Raw genomic sequence first — 14,011 nt, forward strand, 5'->3', positions numbered from 1 at the left:
GCGTGCGGCGACGGATCGTCGCCACCCCGGCGGCCTGGGCGGTGTGGGGCACCGTGACCCTCTTCTTCGTCGGCGTCGCCGGCGTCATCGGCTCCGTCCTGGTCAACTCCTTCGCCACCCGCTGGTTCGACACCTGGTTGCCCCAGGGCTACACCACCGAGTGGTACGGGCAGGCGTGGGAGGAGTTCACCCTTCTCCCGGTTCTCGGCGTCACCCTCGTGGTGTGCCTCCTCGTGGCCGGCGTCTCCGTGCTGGTCGGCGTGCCCGCCGCGTACGTGCTGGCCCGCCGTTCCTTCTACGGCCGCCGCGCCGTCTACCTGATGTTCCTGCTGCCGATCCTGATGCCGCCGATCGCCTACGGCATCCCGCTGGCCACCGTGTTGTACAAGTACGGCTTCGCCGGCCACCTGTCGGGCGTCGTGCTGGCCAACCTGGTGCCGTCCATCCCGTTCGTCATCCTCACCATGACCCCGTTCATCGAGCAGATCGACCCGGCGGTCGAGCGCGCCGCCCGCATGTGCGGCGCCCGCACCCGCCAGGTGTTCGTCCGGATCCTGGCGCCGCTGCTCGTCCCGGGGATCCTCGCCGCGTCGATCCTGGTGGTCGTGCGTACCGTCGGGATGTTCGAGCTGACCTTCCTCACCGCCGGGCCCGACTCGCAGACGCTCGTGGTGGCGCTGTTCTACTCCATGTCCGCCTCGGGCATCCGCGCCCAGCAGTCGGTCGACGCGATGGCCGTCATCTACACGGCGATGATGCTGGTCCTGCTCGTCGTCGCGCTACGGTTCGTCAACCCGACCCAGCTCGTCGCGCGTGTCAAGGAGGATCCGGAGTGAAGATCGAGGACGCCTGTGTGATCGTCACCAGTCCCGGCCGCAACTTCGTCACGCTCAAGATCATCACCGATGAGGGGGTGACCGGCGTCGGCGACGCCACCCTCAACGGCCGCGAACTCGCCGTCGCCGGTTATCTCACCGAGCACGTCGTCCCGGCCCTCATCGGGCGTGACCCCAGCCGCATCGAGGACACCTGGCAGTACCTGTACAAGGGGGCGTACTGGCGGCGCGGCCCGGTCACCATGACGGCCATCGCGGCCGTGGACACCGCCCTGTGGGACATCAAGGGCAAGGTCGCCGGCCTGCCGGTCTACCAGCTGCTCGGCGGCCGGTCGCGGGAGGGCGTCACCGTCTACGGCCACGCCAGCGCCCCCGACACCGAGGCCGTGCTCACCGAGGTCGCCCGGTACGTCGACCTCGGCTACCGGGCGGTCCGGGTGCAGACGGGCGTGCCGGGCCTGCAGACCACCTACGGCGTCGGCAGAGGCCGGATGTTCTACGAACCGGCCGACGCGGCGGTCCCCAGCGAGGCGACCTGGTCCACCGAGCGTTACCTCGCCCACACCCCGTCGGTGTTCGCCCGGGTCAGAGACGAGTTCGGGCCCGGCCTGCGGCTCCTGCACGACGTCCACCACCGGCTGACCCCGATCGAGGCGGCCCGGCTCGGCCGCGACCTGGAGCCTTATCACCTGACGTGGATGGAGGACCCCGTCCCGGCCGAGCTGCAGGAGGGCTTCCGGCTCATCCGGCGGCACACCACCACCCCCATCGCGGTGGGGGAGGTCTTCAACACCATCTTCGACTGCCAGCAGCTGATCACCGAGCAGTTGATCGACTACATCCGCACCACCGTCGTGCACGCGGGCGGCATCACCCACCTGCGGCGCATCTTCGACCTGGCCGCGCTCTACCACGTGCGCAGCGGCTCCCACGGCGCCACCGACCTGTCGCCGGTGTGCATGGCCGCAGCCCTCCACCTGGACGTCAGCATCCCCAACTTCGGCCTGCAGGAGTACATGCGCCACACCGAGGAGACCGACGCGGTGTTCCCGCACGCCTACCGCTTCGAGGACGGGTACCTGCTCCCCTCGGAGACCCCGGGTCTCGGCGTCGACATCGACGAGGATCTGGCGGCGAGGTATCCGTACAAGCCCGCCTCCCTGCCCGTGAACCGGCTGGAGGACGGCACCATGCACAGCTGGTGAAACCCTCAGTGGACCAGGCGGAAGAACGTGCGCACCTCGTCGACGAACGCCTCGGGCTGCTCGAAGGCGGCGAAGTGGCCGCCCCGGTCCAGCTCGTTCCAGTGCCGGATGTCGGTGAAGCGCTTGGCGGCCCACCGGCGGGAGGGACGCGGGTTCTCCTTGGGGAAGATCGAGCATCCCGCCGGCGCCGTCACCACGTCGGTCGTCGGCTCCAGTGCGGCCAGTGCGGCGCCGGGTCGGGGGCGGCATGAGGTGGATGCCCGCCACGTGCTCGGGGTCCTGCCGGCCGATGCTCTGGTTCCCCAGTCGCCGCCCTGGGCGCCGTAGCGGTCGTACCGCAGCCGGGCCATGAGCCCGACCCACGCGGCCGCGATCCGCTCGACGCCCCAGCCGGTGCCGGCCGGCTTGTCGCTGGACCCGTAGCCGGGAAGCGACGGGCATACGACGTGGAACGCGTCGGCCGCGTCGCCGCCGTGGGCCGGCGGGTCGGTCAACGGGCCGATCACCTTCAGGAACTCCACGATCGAGCCCGGCCAGCCGTGCGTGAGGACGAGCGGCAGCGCGTTCTCGTGCGGTGAGCGCACGTGCACGAAATGGACGCCGAGCCCGTCGAGGGTGGTGCGGAACTGCGGCAGCGCGTTCAGCCGCCGCTCCGATATTCCTCGGCCCCGTAGCGGCGCAGTTCCCGCAGGTAGGCGAGCGGGACGCTCTGCGTCGTCCACGGTCTCCTTGCCCCGCCACCTGGTCCGGGCCAGGCAGTCACGCAGAGCGCCCGACTCGGCCTCGGGAACCACCAGGCGGAACGGTCACCAGATGGGACATCATGTGATCCTTTCGATCAGAGACCGGCGTGTCCGCGTATGTATTTGATGAGCATTAATCACATTATTTTGGGCCTTGACGCATTATTTGGCCCCATGCATTCTGTGCAAGGATCCAGCGCGCCCAGGAGGCTCCCTGGTCCCCACCGGCGGGGGAAGAGGCCGGTAATCGCGGCGGACGGCCACCACGCGTGTTCCGTGCGCGCACATTCGATCGCGTCATTCGGTGGCGCGAGCCTGCGCGAAAAGGAAAAGGGGACGGTATGCGCGGGGACAATTCCTTGCCCAATTACGAATTACTCTTCGGCGAACTCGATTTCCGGACGGGGGACGAGGGCCGTTCGGTCACCTCTCCGGCCGCCTACCTGGCCGATCTGCTGCGGCTGCTCGACGAGCAGGTGGGCGAGGGCGTGCTGAGCGACCGGCGGCCCGACATCGCGCGCATCCCGCTCGACTCCGAGCACACCTTCACCGAGACCCCCTACCTCGACATCGTCGTGGAGATCCTGGAGCAGCTCGTCGGGGCGGACCCCTATGAGGACCTGCGGACCCGCGCCCATCCGTTCGACAAGCCGTTCAACCTCGCCTTCGACGAGCTGCGCGAGCACCTGCGCCGGCGCGGGGTGGGCAAGGACGAGGTCGTCCGCCCCTTCACCGGGGACGCGGCCGCGATCTGCCGGGAGTTCCTCGGCCTGGCCCCCGAGGCGGCCGAGGTGATCTTCGTCGCCCGGCCCGATGCGCTGCGCGACCAGCTCGGCCTGGAGCCCGGCGAGGTCCTGGACGACGACCGGTTCGTCCGGGCGGCGGCGCTGTCGGACCTGGAGGTGGAGCAGCTGGGGGTCTCCTCGTTCGTCCGGCGCGGCCAGGACGGCTGGATGGAACGTGCCAACCGGTTCGTGCGGCTGGCGCGGCGGCTGGAGCTGCCCTTCCCGGACCTGGATCTGGTCCTGGTGTCCTGTTGCGACAACCGCCTCGACGCCGACGCGCTCCCGGTGCTCGCGGCCGTGGTCCACCTGGCCCGGACGTTCACCCTGCCGATCACGGTCTCCCTGGCCGCGCCGGTCGACGACCCGGCCGCCCTGGACGGCGTCGCCCCGGCGGAACTGGCGCGGATCCGGGAGCGGTTGCGGGAGGTCGACCCGCAGGGCGGCGACGACAGAGCCGTGCGGCGGGCGGCGCGTTACCTGGCGGCCCTCGGATTGTCGGCCGACGAGTTGTTCGACCTGCTGCGGGTGGTCGAGGCGTCGTTCCCGGTGCCGTTCGCGCTGACGCGGCGGGTCGGGGACGGGCGGCGGGTGCTGGCCGGGCCGGGCGTGCGGGAAGGGTTGTGGCTGGCGCAGGCGCTGCCGCCGCTGGTGGTGTGGATCCGCGCGACCGGGCTGAGCGCCGCCGATCTGGCGGCCTTCGCGGGCGGCCCGTCGGCGGCCGCCGTGCCGCCGCTGGAGGCCGGGGTGGAGGTGCCCGCCACGGTGTTCGCGTCGGCGCGGTTCTCCGAGCGGGCCTCCCGGGCGCTGAAGGACCTGCTCGACGCGGGAGCCTCCCCGTACGAGGCGCTGGTGCGGATGGGCGAGGTGACGGCGGCCGACTTCCCCGGAATCGGGGCGGCGCTGGCCGGGAAGATCTTCACGAACCTGGTGCTGCGGCGGCACCTGACCGCCGAGGGCGACCTGGTGCACGTGCCCCGCGAGCTGGCCACCGACTTCTCCGGCTACCAGGACAAGGTCACCGAACTGCTCCAGCGGGCCGCCGTCTACCCCTCCGATCTGGGCGGGCTGCCGGGGCTGACCGAGAACCAGCGGGCCGAGCTGTACGACAACCTCGTCTTCGCCGGCGTGATCGGCCGTGACGGGGTGGTCGCCGACCCGCTGGGCCGGGTCACCTGCGACCTCACCGCGGTCGAGCGGCCGGTCGTGGACCTGCTGCGGGCGCGGCAGCAGGCGTTCGAGAGCGGGCCGATCCCGGCCGTCTTCCCCGACGACGTGCTGGAGTCGCTGCGGATCAACGGGTACGTCGACGCCGCCGGGAACCACACCCGCAAGAAGGCGACCCTGGCCGACTTCGCCCTGGGCGCCGAATTCGACCACGACCGCCGCGAGATCTTCGACACCCTCCAGGCGCAGCGGGCGGCCTTCCGCGAGCGGACGTGCCGGTTCACGCCGGAGGACTTCGCCTTCGCCGCCGACCCCGTGGCGCTGGCCGGGCTGGCCGATCCCGTCCTGCCGGAGGTGGAGTGGGAGCAGCGGCCCTACCGGCTGGACCTGGAGGCGATCGCCGCGCTCGGCTTCACCGGCGAGGAGAGCGACGCGCTGGTGGCGCTGCTGACCGGGCGGGGCGACCTGGACGGGCGGCTGGCCGTGCCCGCCGACCGGCTGGCGTTCTTCGTGCGGCCGCACAACGTGCTCGCGTTCGACCTGCCCGGCCTGGACGACTACGCCGCCGAGGTGTTCGCGCTGCTCGGCGCGGTGGCGGTGGAGATCTCCGCCGGCACGGCCGAGATCGAGGCGACGCTCGCCGCGGTCGAGTCGGCCCGCCGGGACGCGCTGGCGCAGGCGGCCGAGGCGGAGTTCGGGCCGCTCGCGCCGGCGATCTGCGACGGCATGGGCGTCGACGTCGCGGCGCTCGCCGACCCGGCCGAAGGGCTGCTGCGGCGCAGGGTGAAGGCGTTCGCGCTCTTCGCCGGCAAGCTCGGCATGGGCCCCGACCTGGTCGTGGCGGTGTTCCGCGACCTCGCCCTGACCGGCCGCCACCCGGAGCCGTTCGCGCTGCCCGACGGGGTGACCCGGATCGACGCGCTGCTGGAGAGCTCCGACGGGCACGTCCACGTGTTCTCCGGCGGCACCTGCTGGCGCTACTCCTCGGCCACCCGCGCCCTGGTCGACAGCCGGCCGCTGCCGGGCGGCCTGACCCGGGTCGACGCGGCCTTCACCCGTCCCGACGGCGGCGAATGGCTGGTCGAGGGGGCCCGGACGCTGGTCCGCGCCAAGGGCGGGCAACGCTGGGTGCCCGGCACGCGGACGTGGGGCGCGATCCGCAACGACTTCACCACCGGCGCGGTCGAGGCCGCGCACGTCGACGACGACGGGCGGACCTACCTGTTCTCCGGCGACCAGTACGTCCGCTACTCCTCCACCGACTTCTCCCGCGTCGACGAGGGGTTCCCCCGGCCGGCCGAGGAGTTCGGCGAGCTCCCCGAGACCTCCTTCGACGGCTCCCCGGACCTGCCGGAGGGGCCGCCCGACACCGTCTACTCCGACGAGACCGGCGTCTACGCCCTGATCGGCCGCATGGTCGTCAAGCACGGCCAGAGCCTGGAACAGCGGGACGCCTACGCCGACGACGGCTATCCCGTCCTGATCGCCGACCACTTCCCCGGCGTGCCGGCCGAGTTCGAGATCGGCGTGGACGCCGCCTTCCGCGACGACGACGGCGTGACGCACCTGTTCAAGGACGGCCGCACGGTCGCCCTCGACGGTACCGCCCAGGTCGTCGCCACCACCGGCCGGTGGGGCGTGCACACGCCGCTGACCAAGGTCGACGCCGCGTTCGTGGGTCTCGACGGGTTCACCTACCTGTTCGGCGGCGAGGACTACGTCCGCTACAGCGGGTCGGACTACACCCGCGCCGACCTCGGCTACCCCCGGCCCATCGCGCCCGACTGGGGCGGCCTCACCCGGGTCGGCGCCGCGTTCACCCTCGACGGGAAGACCCACCTGTTCGGCGACCGGTACGTGCGCTTCTCCACCGCCGACTACCGCACCCCGGACACCGACCCGCCGCCGTTCACGTGGTGGAACCTGCCCGACGGGTTCGGCGTCGACGCCGTCTTCACCGACCCCCGCGGCCGCACCCACCTGCTCGGCGGCGGCGGGCAGCGGGTGCACTTCGACGGGCGCGAGCGCTGGTGGTCGGCGCCCGAGCCGCTGTGGGACAGCCTGCCGTTCCAGCAGGTCGACGCCGCCTTCACCGGACGCGACGGCCGCGTCTACGTCTTCTCCGCCGACCGCTACGTCCGGTATTCGGGGGACTTCTCCCAGGTCGACGACGGCTACCCGGCGTCGGTGCCGAACTTCTGGGGCCGCACCCCAGATCTGCTGACCCGCACCGGCCGGGTCGACGCGGCGCTCAACCACGACGGGCACGTCTACCTGTTCTCCGGCGACCAGTTCCGCCGCTACACCGGCGGCGCGGCCGACCCCGGCTACCCGCGCCCGCTGGCGGAGTTCGCCCCCGAGGTGCCGCTGACCCGGGTGGACGCCGTCTACGCCAGCGGCGGCGACCTGTTCCTGGTCGACGGGAGCACCACCCACGTGATCTCCCGCGAGCTCTACCGCGTCCGCGACACCCCAGGCGTCACCTGCGCGTTCGTCGAGGACGGCCGCCTGGTCACCGAGGGCCCGGCCGGCTGGTCGTCGCGGCCCAGGGTGCTGGCCGGGGTGCCGGAGAAGTTCCGCACCGGCCTGGACGCCGTCCTGGACGGCGCCTACCTGTTCAAGGGCGCCGCCTGTTACGACACCCGCGTCGACCAGGAGTTCCCCGTCACCGAGTCGTGGGGCCTGGCCCCCGAACCGGGCGTCGTGGACGCCGGATACGTCAAGGACGGCAGGACCGTGTTGTTCAGCGGGCCCATGTTCACCGACGGCGGGGCGCCGCAGCCGATCGCCGCGCGGTTCGGGCTCGACTCCGTCATGATCGCCTACGTCCACGACAAGCTCACCCACCTGTTCGAGCACCCCGCCGCCGACGGCACGATGCGGCACCTCGTCGTGGAGACCGGGGAGAACGACGTGGCCGACGCCTCCTACTGGGGCGCCGGCCACATCCCCCGCGCGGTCGTGGCGCGGGAGGACACGCTGGTCCTGCTGGACGGCGACACCTACACGCTGCCCGGAGACGGCACCCGGCGGCCGGCCGGCCTGCTCTGGCGGGGTTTCGAGGGCGAACTCACCACGGTCGTCGGCGACCGCTTCTACTTCGGCGAACGCTACCGCGACTACCGCGACGGCGGTTTCGGCCCGCTCACCGAGCCGCGCCCCACCGGGATCGCCACGGTCGACGCCGCCTTCGTCTGGGACGGCGCCGCCTACCTGTTCAGCGGCGACCGCTACGTGCGGTACTCCACCGGCGACCACACCGCCGCCGACCCCGGCTATCCCAAGCCGATCGCCGGCGAACTACGCCGGGAGGAACCCTTCCGGAACCTGCCCGAGTCGTTCGACGACGCGCTGACCACGATCGACGCCGTCCACGCCGACCTGCGCACGGTGACCGTCGTGATGGGCGGCCGCTCGCACGTGGTCGCCACCGAGGCCGTCGCCGCCTACGAGGACCTCGCCGGGGCGGTGCGCCCGCTCGGCGACGTCGTGGACGCCGAACTGGTCGTCGGCGACCGCACCTACCTGCTGTCGGGCCGGTGGTACTCGCGCCGGACCGGCCAGGGAGAGCACGCCGACCCCGGTTACCCGCGCGACATCGCCGACCTGGCCGGCGACCTGGGCGTGCCCGCCTTCCCCGACGCCTTCCTCGACGGCGTGGACGCCGGGTTCGCCGGCGCGGGCGGCATCCACCTGTTCAAGGGCCGCACCCACCTGCGCGCCGACGCCCCGGACACCGGATCGCCGGCGTGGGGCCACGTCGACAGCCGCTTCGACGGGGGCCTGGACGCCGCCTTCACCGGCGAAGACGGCGAACTGTACGTCTTCCGCGCCGGCCAGTACGCCCGCTACTCCGGCGCCGACCTGACGTGGGCCGACCCCGGCTACCCGCGCACCGTCCAGGACGACTGGGGCGACCTGCCGGCCGACTACGAGGAGGGCGTCGACGGCGCGTTCACGCTGCGTGGCAAGACCTACCTCACCCGGGGCGAGGAGTACGTCCGGCTCGGCGACCCCGGCTTCCCCCGCGTGGTGGCCGAGGCGTGGGCCGACGCCGCTGACTACCGGCTCGGCGACCTGCACACCATCGCCCGGTTCACCGTGCTCGACCACGCCACCGGGGGCGCGCTGACCACGGCGCTCACCGAACCCGACAGCGACCCCTACCGAACGATGGCCGCCCTGTTCGGCTGGGATCCGGCGGAGCTGATGTGGGCCGAGCGCACCCTGCGGGCGCCCTCGGCCGTGGAGTTCGTCCTGAAGGCCGCGGAGGTGTTCAGCCTCGCCCGCCGCGTGGGCGTGGCCCCCTCGGCGCTGCCGGCGCTGCGGGGCGAGCGCGACAACGCCGTCCGGCGCGACGCGCTCCTCACCGCCGTCGGCGAGCCGGGCGAGTTGTTCGAGCGGCTGCTCCTGGACGTCGAGATGGGCGGCCAGGGCACCACCTCCCGGGTGCGCGAGGCCATCGCGGCGGTCCAGTTGTACGTGCACCGCCTGCTGCTGGACCTCGAACCGGCCTCCGAGGAGACCAGGGAACGGCTGCGCCGCTGGTGGACGTGGATGCGCAACTACCGCGTCTGGGAGGCCAACCGGAAGGTGTTCCTCTACCCGGAGAACTACCTGCGGCCCGAACTGCGCGACACCAAGACCCCGGCGTTCCGGGAACTGGAGAACGACCTGCTGCGCAGCGGCGTCACCTCGGCGACCGCGCAGCGGGCGTACAAGAGGTACCTGGACGAGTACACCGAGGTGTCCCGCCTGGAGATCACCGGCGGCTACGTCGACGAGAGCGCCGACGGCGCCCGCGACCTGGTGCTGTTCGGCCGGACCCGGACCGAGCCACGCCGCCACTACTACCGGTACGCCACCTTCCGCGACGGTGAGAAGACCTCCGCCGCCTGGGGGCCGTGGCTGAAGGCCGACGTGCGGATGGACGCGGCCCGCGTCCATCCGGTCCGCGCCTTCGACCGCGTCTTCGCGTTCTGGGCGACGGTCGAGACCGTGCCGCCCGACCGTCCCGACACGGCCACGATCGTCACCTCGCAGCAGAGCGAGACCACCCAGACCGTGTCGGCCCCGGCGGCGGCCGCCCGCTGCGTGAAGATCTACTACTCCTTCTGCAACCTCAACCAGGAATGGGTGCCCGCCCAGTTGCTGGCCACCGGGGCGCCCCGCACCGACACGATCGGCGAGGTCACGCTGACCGTGCGGACCGGCACGCTGCCCGATTCCGACCACGCGGCGATCCGGGTGTCGTACACGGCCGTCACCGGCGCCGGGGTGGTCGGCGCCGCGTTCGCACTGGCACCCGAGCTGTACACGGTCGAACTCGACGAGGTGACCGCGCCGCCCCCGATCGCCGGGGACGTCACCGAGATCTTCGACGAGCCGCAGCGGCTCGACCCCGCCTCGGTCGTCTGGTTCAACCGGCCCGTCGGATTCACCGACGGCGCCTGGTTCAGCCTCGACCACAAGGGCGGCAGCGTGCTCTGCCGCCCGATCATGCCCGCCCCCGACGAGACCGTCGCGCTGCCGCTGCGCGGCAACTCCGAGAGCCTGCCGTCCTGGGACCGCGTCCACACCGGCTTCGAGCTGTACGGCCTGCGCTACCTGTTCGACAACACCGACGACGGGAACGGGAACGGCGGCCGGTTCGTCACGATCAGGAACGGCAATTCCCGCGGCGGCGCCCCGCAGCTCATCTCCAGCCGCTGGGGCAGGGTGCGCCCGCCCGCCGGACCCGCGCCGGGCGTGGTGACGGCGACGATCGGCACCCCCGTGGTGCTCCCGACGGCGATCCCGCTCACGGGGCCCGCTCTCCCCGGGGGACACAATCCGCTGGCGCAGGGCGACGGCGGGTCCGACGACGGCGGGGTCGTGATCCCGCCCGTGGTGGCCCCGCCGGCGACCGGCTGGACGTCCGTCGACGCCGCCTGGATCACCAACCGGGTGCTCTACCTCACCAGCGGCACCACGATCGGCGCGTACACGCTCAGCGCGAGTGGTGAACTCGACGAGTACATGGACGCCGGATACCCGAGGGAGATCCCGCGCCCGATCAAGGGCGTGTTCTGGCAGTACGCCTTCACCGGCGACCACTACACGAAGATCTTCGACTGGGACTTCAAGCCGGTCGAGGGGGACTGGGACGGGCTGCCCGAGCGGCTGACCGGGGCGATGGAGACGCCCGACGGCCTCTACCTGTTCATCGAGGGCGACCCGGGCGCCGACGGGACCGGGCCCGGCCAGTACCTGTTCACCCCGGCCGGGGCCGCCGTCCAGCGGCCCTACCGGCTCGGCACGCTCAAGCACGAGATCGTGCGGCTGACCACCTCGACGGCCTACAAGCTGAACCAGCGGCTGCTGGCCGGGGGAGTGGCGGCCCTCCTCGACACCGCCACCCAGGAGACCGACGAACTGCCCGCCTTCGACACCCGGACGTCGGACTCCACGACCATCCGGGTCCGGGAGGAACGCGTCGTCGAGGAGCTGCTGCCCGGCCGCAGCCACCTCGACTTCCACAGCGCCAACGGCGTCTACTACTGGGAGATCTTCTTCCACGCGCCGCTGCTCATCGCGCAGGCGCTCAACACCGCCCAGCGCTTCGACGAGGCCCGGACCTGGTACGAGTACGTCTTCGACCCCACCCGCGCCGACCAGTACTGGCGGTTCCTGCCGTTCCTGGCGGCCGACCCGGGGGCGCTGGCCGAGACGCTGCGCGACCAGGGCGCACCCGGCGAGGTCATCACCCTGCTCGAATCGCTGGTCCCGGTCTTCCAGGGGCTCCAGCCGCTGACCGCGCAGCAGCGCCGCGACCTCCAGGCCCTGGAGGCGCTGCCGCCGAGCGAGGACCTGGCCGTCGCCATGGAACTCGACCGCCAGTACGACCTCACCGGCGACCGCGTGAGCCTGCTCGCCGCCTACCGCGAGGACCCGTTCGACCCGCACACGATCGCCGCGCTGCGCCCGGTCGCCTACCGGCGGGCCGTCGTCATGGCGTACGTCGACAACCTGCTCGACTGGGGCGACACGCTGTTCCGCCGCCACACGATGGAGAGCGTCGACGAGGCCCGCATGTTGTACATCCTGGCCTGGGACCTGCTCGGCCGCCGGCCCGACCAGCCCGGCACGATCCCGGCCGGTGAGGCGGCCACGTTCGAGACCCTGCCGGCGCTGCCCTCGGGCCACGACCTGATGACCGGCCCGCACGCGGGCGTCGCCGACCCCTACTTCCACGTGCCCGCCAACACCGCGCTGTCGGGCTACTGGGACCTGGTCGCCGACCGGCTCACCAAGATCAGGGCCTCGCTCGACATCATGGGCGTCAGCGGTGCGCTGCCGCTGTTCGAGCCGCCGGTCGAACCCTCGGCGCTGGTCCGCGGCGCCGCCCTCGCCGGCGGGGCCGCCCCGGCCGGGGCGCCGCCCGCCGAGGTGCCGCACCAGCGGTTCTCCGTGACGGTGAAACGCGCGCAGGACCTCGCCGAACGGGTCCGCGACCTGGGCGGACGGCTCCTCGACGTGCTCGAGAAGCGCGACGGCGAGGCGTTGGCGCTGCTGCGCGACCGCCAGGAGGGCGCCGTGCTGGAGCTCACCCAGGGCGTCAAGGAGGCCCAGGTCGCCGCGGCCGCCGCGAACCTGCGGGCGCTGCAGGCGAGCCTGGCGGCGGCCGAGGACCGCGTCGCCTACTGGGAGGGCGTCGTCGCCGACGGCCTGTCGGCCCTCCAGGAGGCCCAGCTGGCGATGATGGGCTCGGCGTCGGCCTCGCACGCGGTGGCGGCCGGGCTGAAGATCGGCGCGTCGTTCGCCTTCGGCATGCCGGAGGTCCTCATCGGGCCCTTCATCTTCGGCACGTCCTTCGGCGGCGACGACATGGGCGAGGCGCTGGAGAGCGCGGCCGGGATCGCCGAGTCGTCCGCCGAGAGCCTCAGCGTGATGGGCGAGCTGCTGGGCGTGCGGGCCGAGCACGAACGGGCCGAGGCCGACTGGCGGTTCCAGCGGACCTCCGCCGAGGCCGACGTGACCGAACTCGGCCACCAGGTCGGCGCGGGCCAGGCCCAGCTCCTGGCCGCCCAGCGGGAACTGGACCTGCACCTGGCCGAGTCGGCCGGGCAGGCGGCCGTGTCGGCCTTCCTCGCCGGACGGTTCGCCGGCCACGAGCTCTACCAGTGGATGTCGGGCCGGATGACCGAGTTGTACTTCCAGGCGTACGGGCTGGCCTATGAGATGGCCCGTGCTGCGGAGAAGGCGTGCCAGTTCGAACGCGGCACCGACGTGACGGTGATCCGGCCGACGTACTGGGACGGCCTGCGCGGCGGCCTGCTCGCCGGGGAGGCGCTCCTGGCCGACCTCGACGCCCTCGTGGCCGTGCACGCGCGCGCCGACCGCCGCCGGCTGGAGATCACCCGCCGGGTCTCCCTGCTGGAGCACGACCCGATCGCGCTGCTCACCCTGCGGGAGAGCGGCACGTGCGAGTTGGGGCTGCCCGAAGACCTGTTCGACCGCGACTTCCCCGGCCACTACCTGCGTCAGATCCGCTCGGTCGCGGTGGCCTTCCACGACGGCGAAGGGTCCCCGATCGAGGTCAACGCCACGCTGACCCAGCTCGCCCACAAGACCGTGACGGCCGCCGACCCGAAGGCCGTGCAGTACCTGCTGGACCCGAAGGGCGCGGCCCCGGCGAACCTGCGCGTCGACTGGCGGCCCAGCCAGCGCATCGCCCTGTCGCACGTGCCGGAGGGCGCCGAGAACAACGGCCTGCACGAGATGCGCTACGACGACGACCGCTACCTCCCCTTCGAGGGCACCGGCGCTGTCGGCGCGTGGCGCCTGGAACTGCCGGGTCTGCGCGGCCGGGACCTGCCCGGCGACCTGGCCGACGTCCAGATCACCCTCCGCTACACCGCCGAGCACGGCGGCGACGCCTTCGCCTCGACGGTCCGCGGTCTGCTCCAGCCGGCGCCCGCCGCGATGTACTTCGACGTCCCCGGCGAGTTCCCGGACGAGTGGGAGAGCCTCGGCACCGACCTGGTGCTGCCCCTGACCTCAGCCGACCTGCCGGACCTGGCCGCCCCGATGATCACGGGCCTGTACGCCGTGTACGACGGCGAGGCCCGCCTGTCCCTCGGCGACCTGGCCCTGCCCCACGGCAGGCTCGTCCCGACCCCCGGCCTCGTCCTGACGGGCGGCGGCCTCCGCCTGACCTTGACCGGCGACCGCACGGCCCTGGAGGGCCTGGGCCTCGTCGTCACCTACCGCGCCGGCACGCGCTGACGGGAGCAGGA

At 72.6% G+C, this 14,011-nt stretch carries 4 protein-coding genes; 3 read left to right on the top strand and 1 reads right to left on the bottom strand.

Going from position 1 to position 14,011, the window contains the following annotated elements:
• Nucleotides 1–2 precede the first annotated feature (2 nt).
• Nucleotides 3–836, top strand: coding sequence for an ABC transporter permease (locus tag AW271_RS22615; protein WP_062339520.1), 834 nt, complete (start codon nucleotides 3–5; stop codon nucleotides 834–836).
• Nucleotides 833–2,041, top strand: a complete 1,209-nt coding sequence (gene manD / locus AW271_RS22620) for a D-mannonate dehydratase ManD (protein WP_062339388.1) — start codon at nucleotides 833–835, stop codon at nucleotides 2,039–2,041. Before AW271_RS22615 ends, manD begins: the two co-directional genes overlap by 4 nt.
• A 5-nt stretch (nucleotides 2,042–2,046) precedes the next feature.
• Here the strand turns inward: manD and AW271_RS22625 are convergent, their stop codons facing one another.
• Nucleotides 2,047–2,763 carry an epoxide hydrolase family protein gene (locus AW271_RS22625; RefSeq protein WP_218008129.1) on the bottom strand — a complete coding sequence of 239 codons (717 nt, stop codon included), beginning with the start codon at nucleotides 2,761–2,763 and terminating at the stop codon, nucleotides 2,047–2,049.
• Between the two features lie 380 nt (nucleotides 2,764–3,143).
• Between AW271_RS22625 and AW271_RS22630 the strand changes: the two genes are divergently transcribed.
• Entirely contained in the window at nucleotides 3,144–14,000 is a 10,857-nt protein-coding gene (locus AW271_RS22630; RefSeq protein ID WP_062339390.1) for a Tc toxin subunit A-related protein, read from the top strand.
• Nucleotides 14,001–14,011 lie beyond the last annotated feature (11 nt).

The organism is Herbidospora sakaeratensis (assembly GCF_001570525.1).
Classification (GTDB): domain Bacteria; phylum Actinomycetota; class Actinomycetes; order Streptosporangiales; family Streptosporangiaceae; genus Herbidospora; species Herbidospora sakaeratensis.